Consider the following 13532-nt stretch of genomic DNA (forward strand, 5'->3'; position numbering starts at 1 on the left):
CCAGCACCCTCCGCCCTGAAATCACACCCGTGTCATTCGGACTTACTCATCTAGGGCTCGACGGTGACCTTGATGGCGGTGCCGGCCTTGACGATGTCGAAGGCCTCCAGCGCCCGCTCCAGCGGCAGGCGGGCGGTGATCAGGTCCTTGACCGGGACCTGGCCCGACGAGATGTACTCCAGCGCCCGCTTGTTGTGCTCGGGGGCCGAGCCGTTCGCGCCGTGGATGTGCAGCTGGCGGTAGTGCACGACGTTGGAGTCGCAGGTGATCGTCGGGTTGGTCTTGGGCAGCCCGCCGAAGAAGGAGATCCGGCCGTTGCGGGCCGCCATCGCGATGGCCTGCTCCTGGGTGACGTTGGCCGCGGTCGCGGTGATGACGACGTCGGCACCCCGGCCACCGGTCAGCTCCATGACCCGCTCGACGACGTCGACCTCGGCGCCGTTGATGGTCTCGTCGGGCTGCACGGCGTCGGCGCTCATCTGCAGGCGCTCGGCGTTGACGTCGACCAGGAAGACCTTGCCCACCTTGTGCACGCCGCGGGCGATGCGGATATGCATGCAGCCGATCGGGCCGGCGCCGAAGACGACGAGGGTGTCGCCCTCCTCGATGCCCAGCAGCTCCTGGGCGTTGATCGCGCAGGCGAAGGGCTCGGCGGCCGACGCCTCGTCGTAGCCGACGTTCTCCGGGATCCGGTTGAGGCCGTCGACCTTGAGCACCTGCTGCGGCACGATCATGTACTCGGCGAAGCCGCCGTCGTACTGGTAGCCGACCGAGGTCTGGTTCTGGCACACGGCCATCCAGCCCTTGCGGCACTCGTAGCACTCACCGCACGGCACCGCGGCGATGACCTGGACGCGGTCACCGGCGGCCCAGCTGCTGCCGTACGTGCTGTTGACGTCGGCGCCGACCTCGACGACCTCGCCGGCGATCTCGTGACCGATCGTCCGCGGCGGGGTGAGGTTCTGGTGGCCGTTGTGGAAGATCTTGACGTCGGTGCCGCAGGTCGAGCAGTTCTTGACCTTGATCTTGATCTCGCCCGGCCCGCACTCGGGCTCCGGCACGTCCTCGAGACGGACGTCCTCCGGGGCGTAGAACCGCAGTGCCTTCATCGTGTCCTCCACAGGTGCCGGGACGGGCGGTCGGGACGACCGGGGAACGCCCGGTGTGCCGTGGATCACCCTAGTGATGCCGCCCTCTGGCTCCGATCGTACGCATCCGGGCCCGGAGAGATCCGTGAACGGTGCTTGACCGGGCGTGAAACGACGTATACAAATCAATTCACAGATTCGTGACAGCTGTCACAGACTGTGCCTACGATCCGCACCTCAGCCGTCCGCGATCCGGTCTCGGCCCCATCCAGAAGAAGGTCATCCATGGCCAGCACAACCGACGCCGCCCCCCGTGGTGGCGCCCGACTGCACGTGCAGCGCTTCGGCACGTTCCTGTCGAACATGGTGTTGCCGAACATCGGCGCGTTCATCGCCTGGGGGCTGATCACGGCCCTGTTCATCCAGACCGGCTGGGTGAAGCTCATCGGCGACGCCTTCGGCTACGACGGCGGCTACGGCTTCGTCTCGGTCCTGGGCGCCTGGACCAACGCCGACGGCACCCCGATGCACGACAGCGCCGGCATCGTCGGCCCGATGATCACGTACCTCCTCCCGCTGCTGATCGGCTACACCGGCGGCCGGATGATGTACAACGACTCGCTGCGCGGCGGCGTCGTCGGCGCGATCGCCACGATGGGCGCCATCACCGGGGCCAGCGTCCCGATGTTCCTGGGCGCCATGGTCATGGGCCCGCTCGGCGGCTGGTCGATGAAGAAGCTCGACGCGCTGTGGGCGCACAAGATCCGCCCCGGCTTCGAGATGCTGGTCAACAACTTCTCCGCCGGCATCTGGGGCGGCATCCTCGCCGTCGTCGGCTTCGTCGTCGCCGGGCCGTTCGTGCAGGGCTTCAGCACCTTCGCCGGCAACGTCGTGGACTTCCTGGTCGAGCGCAACCTGCTGCCGCTGACCTCGATCTTCATCGAGCCGGCCAAGATCCTGTTCCTGAACAACGCGATCAACCAGGGCATCCTCACCCCGCTGGGCACCACGGCGGCGCAGACCGACGGCCAGTCGATCCTGTTTCTGCTCGAGGCCAACCCCGGCCCGGGCCTGGGCCTGCTGCTCGCCTTCGCCGTCTTCGGCCGCGGTGCCGCCAAGTCCTCGGCCCCCGGCGCGATCCTCATCCAGTTCATCGGCGGGATCCACGAGATCTACTTCCCGTACGTGCTGGCCAAGCCGAAGCTGATCGCCGCGGTGATCCTCGGCGGCATGGCCGGCGTGTTCACCAACGTCATCTTCGGCTCGGGTCTGCGCTCGCCGGCCTCGCCCGGCTCGATCATCGCCGTGTGGGCGTCCTCGCCGCCGAGCAGCCTGCTGGGCGTCACCGCCTCGGTCATCGTCGCCGCCGGTGTCTGCTTCCTGGTCGCGTCCTTCCTGCTCAAGATCGACAAGGGCACGGACGACGGCGACCTGAGCGCAGCGACCGCGCAGATGGAGGCCAACAAGGGCAAGAAGTCCTCGGTGTCGGGCATGCTCGCCGGCTCCGGTGCGGCGGGGAACGGCCCGATCCACTCGATCGTGTTCGCCTGCGACGCCGGCATGGGCTCCTCGGCCATGGGCGCCTCGGTGCTCCGCAAGAAGGTGCACGGCGCCGGCTTCACCGACGTCACCGTGGTGAACAAGGCCATCTCGAACCTGAGCGACGACGTCGACCTGGTGGTCACCCACCAGGACCTCACCGACCGGGCCCGGCAGAGGACCCCGTCCGCGACCCACGTCTCGGTCGAGAACTTCATGGCCAGCCCGCGCTACGACGAGATCGTCGAGCTGCTCCAGCGGCAGAACGGCTCCGGTGCCGGCACCCCGGCGGCGGCGTCCTCGGCCGGCGGGGTGGACAGCGGCCTGCTGGCCCGCGAGTCCATCGTGCTCGACGCCTCCGGCGACAAGGCCGCGGCGATCGAGCAGGCCGGTGACCTCCTGGTCGCCGCCGGTGCCGTCGACACCTCCTACGTGCGGGCCATGCACGAGCGGGAGACCTCGGTGTCGACCTACATGGGCAACCTGCTGGCCATCCCGCACGGCACCAACGAGGCCAAGCCCGCGATCAAGCGGTCGGCGATCTCGTTCGTGCGGTTCCCGCAGGGCGTCGACTGGAACGGCAAGCAGGTGAAGTTCGTGATCGGCATCGCCGGTGCCGGGGACGACCACCTGAAGCTGCTGGGCCGGATCGCGGAGATCTTCACCGACGACGCCCAGGTGGCCCGCCTCGAGCAGGCCCGCACGCAGGACGACGTCCTCGCCGTCCTGGGGGCCATGCAGCCCGCCTGACCCGCAGCACCCCGCACGACGCGGCCCCCGGTCCTCTCCTGGATCGGGGGCCGCGCTGCGTCGGGGCCCGGTGCGCGGCGGGCAGGATCGCGGCATGGGCGCACCACTCACCGTCGTCACCGGGGGCAGCCGCGGGATCGGCGCCGCCACCGTCGCCGCACTGGCCCGGGCCGGGCACGACGTCGTCGTCGGCTACCGCTCGGACGGCGCCGCGGCCGCGCGGGTGGTCGCCGACGCCGAGGCGGTCGGCGTCCGGGCGGTGGCGGTCCGGGCCGACGTCACCGACCCCGCCGACGTCGACCGGCTGTTCGCCACCGACCTCGGGACGCCGACCGGGCTGGTCGCCAACGCCGGGCTGACCGCGCACCTCGGCGACCTGGCGGACACCCCGGTCGACGTCGTCCGCACGGTGCTGGAGGTCAACCTGCTCGGCGCCGTGCTGTGCTGCCGACGGGCGGCCCAGGTGATGGCCACCGACCGGGGCGGGGCCGGCGGCGCGGTCGTCTGCATCTCCTCCTCCGCGGCCACGCTGGGGTCCCCGCACGAGTACGTCCACTACGCCGCCGCCAAGGCCGGCGTCGACGCACTCGTCGTCGGGCTGGCCAAGGAGCTGGCCGCCTCCGGCGTCCGGGTCAACGGCGTGGCACCGGGTCTGGTGCGCACCGACATCCACACCGGCGCCGGCGACCCCGGCCGGGTCGACCGGGTCACCGGCCGGGTCCCGCTGGGCCGGGCCGGCGAACCCGACGAGATCGCGCCCGCCGTGGTGTGGCTGCTCGGGCCCGACGCCGGCTACGTCAGCGGCACCGTGCTGCGGGTGGCCGGCGGGCTCTGAGCGTTGCAGCAGGTTGCACCTGCGGCGTCCTCCGTGACGCGGGTCACCGCTGGGCGACGGATGCGTTTATGGTCACATCGGCACGTGACACCAGGTGCCACCAGGCGAGCGAAGCAGGAGCAACGATGCCCACCACCACCCGCGCCTCGATCATCCGTCAGTCCCCGGGCGAGTACGAGACCGTGACCCTCGAGCTGGACGACCCCCGCAAGGGCGAGGTCCAGGTCAAGATGGCCGCCTCCGGGCTGTGCCACTCCGACGACCACCTGCAGACCGGTGACCTCCAGGTCATGACCTACCCCTTCTGCGGCGGCCACGAGGGCTCCGGCGTCATCACCAAGGTCGGGCCGGACACCCCCGGCTTCGAGGAGGGCGACCACGTCGTCTTCTCCTTCGTCCCCTCCTGCGGGCAGTGCTCCGCCTGTCGCCGCGGCGACTTCAACCTCTGCGACAAGGGCGCCCTGCTGCTGGTCGGCTCGCGCTCGGACGACGCCGAGGACTTCCGCATGAAGCTCGACGGCCAGAACGTCGGCCAGATGTGCGGCATCTCGACCTTCTCCGAGTACACGACCGCCGACGTCGCCTCGGTCATCAAGATCGACAAGGACATCCCGCTCAAGTCCGCCGCCCTCGTCGGCTGCGGCGTGCCCACCGGCTTCGGCACCGCGGTCAAGGCCGGCGGGGTCAAGCCCGGCGACGTCGTGATCGTCATGGGCATCGGCGGGATCGGCATCAACGCCGTCCAGGGTGCCGCCCACGCCGGCGCGACCAACGTCATCGCCGTCGACCCGATCCCGTTCAAGCGCGAGATGGCGCAGGAGTTCGGCGCCACCGACGTGTTCGAGAACATGGAGCAGGCCACCGAGTTCGCCCAGTCCATCACCGAGGGCCAGGGCGCCGACGTCGCCCTGATCACCGTGGGCGTCCTCAAGCCCGAGCACCCGGCCCAGGGCCTGGCGTCCATCCGCAAGGGCGGCACCGTGGTCGTCACCGGTCTGGGCAACATGGCCGAGACCACGCCGATCTCGGCGTTCGACCTGACCCTGCTGCAGAAGCGTCTGCAGGGCGCGATCATCGGCGCGCAGTCGCCGCACTCGGACATCCCGAAGCTGCTGCGCATGTACCAGGCCGGTCAGCTCAAGCTCGACGAGCTGATCACCAAGGAGTACACCCTCGACCAGGTCACCGAGGCCTACCGCGACATGCACGAGGGCAAGAACATCCGCGGCGTCATCGTCTTCGACTGACGGAACGCCTGATGGAGTCGCAGAGCTCGGTTCCCGATGCTCTGCGACTCCATCAGCGGGCGTAGCGGGTGGCGGCCTTCTCGCGGGCGCGGGCGGCGAGCACCTCGCGGTCGCGCGGGGGTGCCGACGTCGTCAGGTCCTCGAGCAGGTGCCGGGTCGCGTGCGCGATCTCGGCGACCGCCCGGTCGAAGGCCTCCTGGTTGGCCTGCGACGGCTTCACCGATCCGCTGACCTTGCGCACGAACTGCAGCGCGGCGGCGTCGACCTCGTCGGGCGTCGTCTCCGGCGCGAGGTTGTGCAGGACCCTGATGTTGCGGCACATGCCGGTCACGCTAGGCCGCCGGCACCCCCTCAGGCCAGGGCGAACTCTGCCGGGGCGACCGAGGTCGTCACCGCGCCGCCCTTGGCCAGCGCCCGGCTGATCACCAGCCGCTGGATCTGGTTGGTGCCCTCGAAGATCTGCATGACCTTGGCCTCGCGCATGTAGCGCTCCACCGGGAAGTCCCGGGTGTAGCCGAACCCGCCGAGCACCTGGACGGCGTCGGTGGTCACCTTCATCGCGTTGTCCGTCGCCACCAGCTTGGCGATCGACGCCTGCCGGGAGTAGGGCAGGCCGGCGTCCTTGAGCCGGGCGGCGTGCAGGGTCATGGCCCGGGCGGTCTCCACCGCGGCGGACATGTCGGCCAGCACGAACGCCAGGCCCTGGTGCTCGATGATCGGGACGCCGAAGGTCTCCCGCTCCTTGGCGTAGGCCAGGGCGTCGTCCAGCGCGCCCTGGGCCAGCCCGACGGCGACCGCGGCGATGCCCAGCCGGCCGGCGTCCAGCCCGGCCAGCGCGATCGGCAGGCCCTCGCCCTCCTCGCCCAGGCGCCGGTCGGCGTCCACCCGGACGCCCTCGAAGCGCATCAGGGCGGTGGTCGAGCCGGTCAGGCCCATCTTCCGCTCGGCCGGGTCGGCGGACAGGCCCGCGCTGTCGGCCGGGACCAGGAAGCAGGAGATGCCGCGGGAGCGGTGGTCCGACGTCCGGGCCATGACCTTGTAGAAGTCGGCCTGCCCGCCGTGCGTCGTCCAGGCCTTCTCGCCGGTCAGCACGTAGGAGTCCCCGTCCCGGACGGCGGTGGTGCGCATCGCGGCCGGGTCGGAGCCGGCGTGCGGCTCGGACAGGCAGTAGGCGCCCAGCAGCTCGCCGCCCAGCATGTCCGGGAGCAGCCGCTGCTTCTGCTCGTCGGTGCCGCGGGTGGCCAGCCCGAAGCAGGACAGCCCGTGCACGCTCACCCCGACGCCGACGCTGGCCCAGACGCTGGCGATCTCCTCGAGCACCTGCAGGTAGACCTCGTAGGGCTGCCCGCCGCCGCCGAACTCCTCGCCGTAGGGCAGGCCCAGCAGGCCGGCCCGGCCCAGGGTGCGGAACACCTCCCGCGGGAACTGCTCGTCGGCCTCGGCGGCCGCCGCCCTCGGCGCCAGCTCCTGCTGCGCGATCTCCCGGGTCAGGGCGAGGAGGTCGGCGGCCTCCTGGGTGGGGACCAGACGCTGGACCGGCATGACGGGCACCTCTCATCAGTACTGCAGGACTCCGTGCAGTACAGAAGATAGCCTGGACGACGTGACGACGGCCAGAGCGGCGACCCGGGGACCCGCGCGCCGCGAGGCGGTGCTCGACGACCTCGTCGCGCTCTTCCTGGCCGAGGGCTTCGCCGCGTTCACCCTCGACGAGCTGGCCCGCCGCCTGCACTGCTCGAAGTCCACGCTGTACGCCGTCGCCGGCAGCAAGGAGCAGCTGGTGGTGGCCGCCGTCCGCCGGTTCTTCGCCCGGGCGACCGTCGCGGTCGAGACCCGCGCCGCCGAGCCCGCCGACGCCGCCGGGGCGATCGAGGCCTACCTGCTCGCGGTGAGCGAGCAGCTCCGCCCGGCGTCGGCGACGTTCTTCGCCGACCTGGCCGCCTTCCCGCCGGCCGCCGAGGTCTACGCCCGCAACACCCGGACCGCGGGACGGCGGGTGCAGCAGCTGGTCAGCGACGGCGTCGCCGCCGGGACCCTGCGCCCCGCGCACGCCTCGTTCGTCGGGGCCGCGGTGACCGAGGTGATGTCGGCGATCCACGCCGGTCGGATCGCCGCGGCCACCGACCTGGACGACGCCGCCGCCTACGCCGAGCTCGCCGCCCTCGTCGTCGCCGGCCTGCACCACCCCTGAGGGCACCGCTGCCCGGGGTTGACCCGGGCGGCAGACCGGCGGGTAAGGTGAGGCTTACCGATCATGGCCCTCCGGGGTCGGAGCCCGCCAGCCCTGGAGACGCCCGTGCCCGAGGTCGCGCCTGCGCCCGAGGTCACCTCGCGGCGCACCGACGCGGAGCTGGCCGCCGACGCCCGGCAGGAGCAGCGCCGCCGCGGGGTGCTCCACGGCCCGGCGACCCGGCTCGGCGGCCTGTGGCTGCTGGTGGTGCTGGCCGTGGTCGCCGCCGGGCTGAGCATCGCCGTCGGCACCCGGTCGATCGGGCTGGGCACGGTCTGGCAGGCGCTGACCGACTCCGGGATGGCCGGCGACGAGGCCGTGATCATCCGCGAGCTGCGCATCCCGCGGACGCTGCTCGGGGTGCTGGTCGGGCTGTCCCTGGGGGTGGCCGGTGCGCTCATGCAGGGCCACACCCGCAACCCCCTCGGTGACCCCGGCCTGCTCGGGGTGGCCGCCGGCGCCTCGGCCGCCGTCGTCACCGCGATCTTCCTGCTGGGCATCAGCACGCCGTCCGGCTACGTCTGGTTCGCCTTCCTGGGCGCGCTGCTGGGCTCGGTGGCGGTGTTCGCCATCGGGTCCAGCGGCCGCGGCGGGGCCACCCCGGTCAGCCTGGCGCTGGCCGGCGCGGCCATCTCCGCCCTGCTCTACGCCCTGGTCCGGGCGATCCTGGTCAGCGACCAGCAGACCCTGGACAGCTTCCGGTTCTGGGTCGTCGGCTCGCTCGCCGGCCGGGACGCCTCGATCGCCTGGCAGGTGCTGCCGTTCATCGCCGTCGGCCTCGTGCTGGCCATGCTGAACGCACCGGCGCTGAACCTGCTCGGCCTCGGCGAGGACGTCGCCCGCGGGCTGGGCCAGAACGTGCTGCTGGCCCGGGTCGTCGGCATCACCTCGATCACCCTGCTCACCGGCGCGGCGACGGCCGCCTGCGGTCCGATCGGCTTCGTCGGCCTGGTCGTCCCGCACATCGCCCGCGCGGTCACCGGCCCCGACCACCGCTGGCTGGTGCCCTACTCCGGTCTGCTCGGGATCGTCCTGCTGCTGGTCGCCGACGTCGTGGGACGGGTCGTCGTCCGCCCCGGCGAGCTCCAGGTCGGCATCGTGCTCGCACTGGTGGGCGCACCGTTCTTCATCGCCCTGGTCCGCCGCCGGAAGCTGTCGGCGCTGTGACCACGACGATCAGCACCCGCGGACCCGGCGTGCACACCGACCGCCGCCGGGTGCTCCGGATCGGCCCGGTGTCCGGGGTGGTCCGCACCCGCCAGCTGCTGGTCCCGCTGATCACCCTCGTCGCCCTCGTGCTGGTCAGCGCGGCCAGCCTCGGCCGGGGCGACTACCCGATCGGCCTGACCGACGTGCTGCGCACCCTGGTCGGGATCGGCGACCCCACCCAGCAGTTCATCGTCACCGAGCTGCGCGCGCCGCGGATCGTCGTCGGCGTCCTGGTCGGGCTGGCGCTGGGGATCTCCGGCGCGCTCATCCAGACCTTCGCCCGCAACCCGCTGGCCTCCCCGGACACCCTGGGCATCAACGCCGGCGCCTCGGCCGCGGCGGTCGCGGTGATCGTCCTGGGCGGGAGCAGCAGCTCGGCCGGCCAGCTGCTCGGCGGGCTGGGCCTGCCGGTGGCCGCCCTGGCCGGCGGGCTGCTCACCGCCCTGCTGATCTTCGGCCTGGCCTGGCGCAAGGGCGTCGACGGGTACCGGCTGATCCTGGTCGGGGTCGGGCTGTCCTCGGTCGGGTTCGCCGGCGTCGACTGGCTGCTCACCCGCTCCGACATCACCGACGCCGCCGCGGCCACCGTCTGGCTGACCGGCTCGCTCAACGCGCGCACCTGGGACCAGGCCTGGCCGCTGGGCATCGCCCTCGCGGTGCTGGTGCCCGTGGCGCTGGCGATGAGCCGCCAGCTCGGCGTCCTGCAGTTCGGCGAGGACACCGCCCGGGCGCTGGGCATCCGGGTCGGCGCCGCGCAGGCCGTGGTCGTGCTGGTCGCGGTCTCGCTGGCCGCCGTGTCGGTCGCCGCCGCCGGCCCGGTCGGCTTCGTCGCCCTCGTCGTCCCCCAGGTCGCCGTCCGGCTGGCCGGGGGGTCCCGCCCGCCCCTGCTGGCCTCCGCGCTGCTGGGCGCCCTGCTCGTCGTGGGCGCCGACCTGCTCGCCCGCACCGTCCTGCCCGTCGCCCTGCCGGTGGGGATCGTCACCGCCGTCATCGGGGCCCCGTACCTGCTGTGGCTGCTCGTCCGCGGCCGCCGCGCCATAACGTGAGGACACACCGATGACCGCCACGCTGACCAAGCCGCTGCTCGACGAGACCGGCGCACCCCGGGTGCGGCTGGCGGCCGAGCAGGTCCGGCTGGCCTACGGCGAGAACGTCGTCGTCGACTCCCTCGACCTCGCGCTCACCGACGGGTCGTTCACCGCGATCGTCGGCCCCAACGGCTGCGGCAAGTCCACCCTGCTGCGCGCCCTGGGCCGGCTGCTTCGCCCCAGCTCGGGCCAGGTGGTGCTCGACGGCAAGCCGATCGCCAAGACCCCCACCCGCGAGGTGGCGAAGGTGCTCGGCATGCTGCCGCAGACCCCTGTCGCCCCCGAGGGCCTGACCGTCGCCGACCTGGTCGCGCGCGGCCGGCACCCGCACCAGTCCTGGCTGCGCCAGTGGTCCCGGGACGACGAGGACGTCGTGGCCGAGGCGCTGCGCTGGACCGACATGGCCGAGCTGGCCGACCGCCCGGTCGACGCGCTGTCCGGCGGTCAGCGGCAGCGCGCCTGGATCTCCATGGCACTGGCCCAGGGCACCGACCTGCTGCTCCTGGACGAGCCGACCACCTACCTCGACCTGTCGCACCAGATCGACGTGCTGGAGCTGGTCGAGCGGCTGCACACCGAGCGCGGGCGCACCGTCGCCGTCGTGCTGCACGACCTCAACCTGGCCGCGCGCTACGCCCGCCGCCTGGTCGCGATGAAGGACGGCGTGCTGGTCGCCTCGGGCACCCCGGCCGAGGTGCTCACCGAGGAGCTGCTCGCCGAGGTGTTCGACCTGGAGGCCCGGGTCATCCCCGACCCCGTGTCCGGCACGCCGATGGTCGTCCCGGTGCGTCGCCTGCGCTGAGGCATCCGCCCAGCTCAGCGGGCTGCGGGCAGCTCAGGCAAGGCTTCGTTTCGTGGCGGGGCCGCTGTCGCGCTGCCAGGGTGGCGCCATGACCAGCACCCAGCAGATGCCCGAGGTCCAGGACTGCTCCGTGAGCAGCTGTTCCTACAACGCCGACTCCGGCTGCCACGCCGGCGCCATCACCATCGGCGGCGACCACGCCCACTGCGGCACGTTCGTGGAGATCTCGTTCCGCTCCGGGATCGAGCGCACCGGCGTCGTCGGCGCCTGCCACCGCAGCGAGTGCGTGCACAACGAGAAGCTGGAGTGCGGCGCGGCGTCGGTCCAGGTCGGCTCGGCCGCCGACAAGGCCGACTGCCTCACCTACTCCGCCCGCTGAGCCTCAGGGCAGCAGCGGGGCGAGCGCCTGCGCGTCGGGCAGGGTCTCCAGCAGCACCTCGCCGGCGGGCGTGACCCGCAGGACGGCGTCGGCCACGGCCAGCACGGCCACCGGGTCGTCGTCGTCCACCACGACCGTGGCGCCGGCGCCGGCGAGGTCCTCGAGCGCCGACAGCACGAGCCGCCGCGCGCCCGAGTCGAGCCCGGCGGTGAGCCGCTCGACCAGCACGATGCGGGCCTGCGTGCTGCGGACGGCGTCGAGCCGGTCCAGCAGCGGGTCACCCGGCTGCGCGCCGAGGCGGGTCACCCGCAGGCCGCCGTGGCCCCCGGCGCACCGGGCGGTGTTCTCGTCCAGCGCGCCGCAGACCTGCGCGCGGACCGCGGCCGGGCCCAGCAGGGCGACGACGCTGGCGACGGGGAGCTTGAGCGGCACGGACGGACCTCCGGGAGCGGGTGGTGAGGTCAGGCTAACCTGACTTCACCACCCGGGTCCAGGATCAGGGTCTGGGCAGCGGAGACCCCACGTCCTTCGCCGAGGCGCTCCCCGGCCGGCGACCGGCGACGGTGCGGCTGGGCGTCGGCCCGTCGGCGACGCCGTCGCCGTCCTCGTCCGGGGCGTGCTGCACGGAGAGCACGAAGTCGTCGCCGTGGGTCTGCAGCCCGTGGACGACGGCCTGCTCGACGGCCTCGGTGGCCACCACGCTGCGCAGCATCATCGGGTCGCTGCGCAGGTCCTTGGCCAGCGAGAACGCCAGCCCGATCATCACGAAGACGAACGGCAGCGCCACGATGATCGTCAGGTTCTGCAGCCCGGTCAGCCCGGCGTCCCCGCCGATGAGCAGCATGATCGCGGCCACCGAGCCCATGACGACGCCCCAGAACACGACGACCCACTTCGAGGGCTCGAGCGTGCCCCGCTGGCTGAGCGAGCCCATCACGATCGAGGCGGCGTCCGCGCCGGAGACGAAGAAGATCGCCACCAGCACCATGACCAGCACCGTGGCCACGGTGGCCAGCGGGTACTGCTCCAGGACGCCGAAGAGCTTGCCCTCGTCGGTGCCCTGGTCGGCGATGTCGGTGCCGGACTGCTGCGCGGCGATGCCGGCCCCGCCGAAGACGGCGAACCAGACCAGGCTGACCGCACTGGGCACCAGCAGGACGCCGGTGACGAACTGCCGGATGGTGCGGCCGCGGCTGATCCGGGCGATGAACAGCCCGACGAACGGGGTCCAGCTGATCCACCAGGCCCAGTAGAAGACGGTGTAGCCCTGCAGCCAGGTGGCCATGGCGTCGCCGCCGGAGGCCTCGGTCCGGGCGGCCATCTCGCCGAGGTCGGAGAAGTAGCTGCCCAGCGCCGTGGGGATCAGGTTGAGGATCAGCACGGTCGGGCCGACGACGAACACGAACACCGCGAGCACCAGGGCCAGCACCATGTTGGTGTTGGACAGCCACTGGATGCCCCGCGAGATGCCCGAGACGGCCGAGGCGACGAAGGCCATGGTCAGCACGGCGATGATGACGACCAGGACGCCGTTGCCGACGTCCCCGGCCCAGCCGAGGATCTCGACGCCGGAGCCGATCTGCAGCGCGCCCAGGCCCAGCGAGGCGGCCGAGCCGAACAGCGTGGCGAAGATGGCCAGCACGTCGATGACCTTGCCGGCCGGGCCGCTGGTGCGGCGCTCACCCAGCAGCGGGGCGAACGCGGCGCTGATCAGCTGCTTGCGGCCGCGCCGGAAGGTGCCGTAGGCGATGGCCAGGCCGACGACGGCGTAGATGGCCCACGGGTGCAGCGTCCAGTGGAACAGCGTGGTGGCCATGGCCGTGGAGACCGCGGCGGCGCTCTCGCCCTCGACGGTGCCCGGGGGCGGGGAGGTGTAGTGCGCCAGCGGCTCGGAGACGCCGAAGAACATCAGGCCGATGCCCATCCCGGCGCTGAACATCATGGCGATCCAGGAGACGGTCGTGAACTCCGGACCCTCGTCGTCCCGGCCCAGCGGGATGCGCCCGTAGCGCGAGGCGGCCAGCCAGATCACGTAGACGACGAAGCCCGACGCGGCCAGCACGAAGAACCAGCCGAGGTTGGACTCGATCCAGCCCAGCGCCGACGAGCTCGCCGACCCCAGACCCATGGGGCTCGCGAAGCCCCACACCACGAAGGCCAGGGCCAGGGCCGCGGAGACGCCGAAGACGACCGTGTCGAGCCGGCCCTTCTCGTCCGCGCGGGCCGGGGGCGGTTCGGCGATCGCCGGGTGCTCGCCGGTGTCGGCGGGGGCGCCGCCGGTGCGGCTCGGCTCGTCGCCGGGGTCACCGGCCGTCGGGTGGGTACGTGGTGCGGTGGTGGTCACGATCGGGTGCGGCGCACGGGT

The 13532-nt window shown here is 72.5% G+C and carries 13 protein-coding genes; 8 read left to right on the plus strand and 5 right to left on the minus strand.

Annotation, left to right across the window (positions count from 1 at the left end):
* Nucleotides 1–50: 50 nt before the first annotated feature.
* Nucleotides 51–1109 carry a zinc-dependent dehydrogenase gene (locus tag UXQ13_RS20080; RefSeq protein ID WP_225233405.1) on the minus strand — a complete coding sequence of 353 codons (1059 nt, stop codon included), beginning with the start codon at nucleotides 1107–1109 and terminating at the stop codon, nucleotides 51–53.
* Nucleotides 1110–1373: 264 nt separating this feature from the next.
* Here UXQ13_RS20080 and UXQ13_RS20085 point away from each other — a divergent pair, with 264 nt between their 5' ends.
* The 3 genes from UXQ13_RS20085 (at nucleotide 1374) to UXQ13_RS20095 (ending at nucleotide 5459) form a co-directional block, all read left to right on the plus strand.
* A complete protein-coding gene (locus UXQ13_RS20085) occupies nucleotides 1374–3377 on the plus strand; it encodes a PTS mannitol transporter subunit IICBA (protein WP_225233406.1) in 2004 nt (667 codons plus the stop codon).
* Nucleotides 3378–3471: 94 nt separating this feature from the next.
* A complete protein-coding gene (locus tag UXQ13_RS20090) occupies nucleotides 3472–4212 on the plus strand; it encodes an SDR family oxidoreductase (RefSeq protein ID WP_225233407.1) in 741 nt (246 codons plus the stop codon).
* 125 nt (nucleotides 4213–4337) lie between these two features.
* A complete protein-coding gene (locus tag UXQ13_RS20095; RefSeq protein ID WP_225233408.1) occupies nucleotides 4338–5459 on the plus strand; it encodes an NDMA-dependent alcohol dehydrogenase in 1122 nt (373 codons plus the stop codon).
* 52 nt (nucleotides 5460–5511) lie between these two features.
* Here UXQ13_RS20095 and UXQ13_RS20100 read toward each other — a convergent pair whose 3' ends face one another.
* Both UXQ13_RS20100 and UXQ13_RS20105 read right to left on the minus strand, forming a co-directional pair.
* On the minus strand, nucleotides 5512–5781 hold the full coding sequence (locus tag UXQ13_RS20100; RefSeq protein ID WP_225233409.1) for a DUF2277 domain-containing protein: 270 nt from the start codon (nucleotides 5779–5781) through the stop codon (nucleotides 5512–5514).
* Nucleotides 5782–5810: 29 nt separating this feature from the next.
* On the minus strand, nucleotides 5811–7001 hold the full coding sequence (locus tag UXQ13_RS20105) for an acyl-CoA dehydrogenase family protein (RefSeq protein ID WP_225233410.1): 1191 nt from the start codon (nucleotides 6999–7001) through the stop codon (nucleotides 5811–5813).
* 61 nt (nucleotides 7002–7062) lie between these two features.
* Between UXQ13_RS20105 and UXQ13_RS20110 the strand changes: the two genes are divergently transcribed.
* From UXQ13_RS20110 to UXQ13_RS20130, 5 genes are all read left to right on the plus strand, one after another.
* Nucleotides 7063–7650, plus strand: a complete 588-nt coding sequence (locus UXQ13_RS20110; protein ID WP_225233411.1) for a TetR/AcrR family transcriptional regulator — start codon at nucleotides 7063–7065, stop codon at nucleotides 7648–7650.
* A 105-nt stretch (nucleotides 7651–7755) separates the two neighbouring features.
* Nucleotides 7756–8856 carry a FecCD family ABC transporter permease gene (locus tag UXQ13_RS20115; protein ID WP_225233412.1) on the plus strand — a complete coding sequence of 367 codons (1101 nt, stop codon included), beginning with the start codon at nucleotides 7756–7758 and terminating at the stop codon, nucleotides 8854–8856.
* Nucleotides 8853–9944 carry a FecCD family ABC transporter permease gene (locus UXQ13_RS20120; RefSeq protein ID WP_336392843.1) on the plus strand — a complete coding sequence of 364 codons (1092 nt, stop codon included), beginning with the start codon at nucleotides 8853–8855 and terminating at the stop codon, nucleotides 9942–9944. Before UXQ13_RS20115 ends, UXQ13_RS20120 begins: the two co-directional genes overlap by 4 nt.
* A 10-nt stretch (nucleotides 9945–9954) precedes the next feature.
* Nucleotides 9955–10788 carry an ABC transporter ATP-binding protein gene (locus UXQ13_RS20125; protein WP_225233414.1) on the plus strand — a complete coding sequence of 278 codons (834 nt, stop codon included), beginning with the start codon at nucleotides 9955–9957 and terminating at the stop codon, nucleotides 10786–10788.
* An 88-nt stretch (nucleotides 10789–10876) separates the two neighbouring features.
* Nucleotides 10877–11167, plus strand: a complete 291-nt coding sequence (locus UXQ13_RS20130; RefSeq protein ID WP_225233415.1) for a DUF1540 domain-containing protein — start codon at nucleotides 10877–10879, stop codon at nucleotides 11165–11167.
* Nucleotides 11168–11170: 3 nt separating this feature from the next.
* On the opposite strand, the gene UXQ13_RS20135 is transcribed toward UXQ13_RS20130, so the two are convergent.
* A complete protein-coding gene (locus UXQ13_RS20135; RefSeq protein WP_225233416.1) occupies nucleotides 11171–11599 on the minus strand; it encodes a hypothetical protein in 429 nt (142 codons plus the stop codon).
* A 64-nt stretch (nucleotides 11600–11663) separates the two neighbouring features.
* A complete protein-coding gene (locus tag UXQ13_RS20140) occupies nucleotides 11664–13511 on the minus strand; it encodes a BCCT family transporter (protein WP_225233417.1) in 1848 nt (615 codons plus the stop codon).
* Between the last annotated feature and the right edge of the window lie 21 nt (nucleotides 13512–13532).

The organism is Klenkia terrae (assembly GCF_037083865.1).
Classification (GTDB): domain Bacteria; phylum Actinomycetota; class Actinomycetes; order Mycobacteriales; family Geodermatophilaceae; genus Klenkia; species Klenkia terrae.

Excerpts from the sequence above, each read along its gene's own strand:
- UXQ13_RS20080 (WP_225233405.1), bottom strand. The coding sequence starts at position 1,109 with ATGAAGGCACTGCGGTTCTACGCCCCGGAGGACGTCCGTCTCGAGGAC.
- UXQ13_RS20085 (WP_225233406.1), top strand. The coding sequence starts at position 1,374 with ATGGCCAGCACAACCGACGCCGCCCCCCGTGGTGGCGCCCGACTGCAC.
- UXQ13_RS20090 (WP_225233407.1), top strand. The coding sequence starts at position 3,472 with ATGGGCGCACCACTCACCGTCGTCACCGGGGGCAGCCGCGGGATCGGC.
- UXQ13_RS20095 (WP_225233408.1), top strand. The coding sequence starts at position 4,338 with ATGCCCACCACCACCCGCGCCTCGATCATCCGTCAGTCCCCGGGCGAG.
- UXQ13_RS20100 (WP_225233409.1), bottom strand. The coding sequence starts at position 5,781 with ATGTGCCGCAACATCAGGGTCCTGCACAACCTCGCGCCGGAGACGACG.
- UXQ13_RS20105 (WP_225233410.1), bottom strand. The coding sequence starts at position 7,001 with ATGCCGGTCCAGCGTCTGGTCCCCACCCAGGAGGCCGCCGACCTCCTC.
- UXQ13_RS20125 (WP_225233414.1), top strand. The coding sequence starts at position 9,955 with ATGACCGCCACGCTGACCAAGCCGCTGCTCGACGAGACCGGCGCACCC.
- UXQ13_RS20130 (WP_225233415.1), top strand. The coding sequence starts at position 10,877 with ATGACCAGCACCCAGCAGATGCCCGAGGTCCAGGACTGCTCCGTGAGC.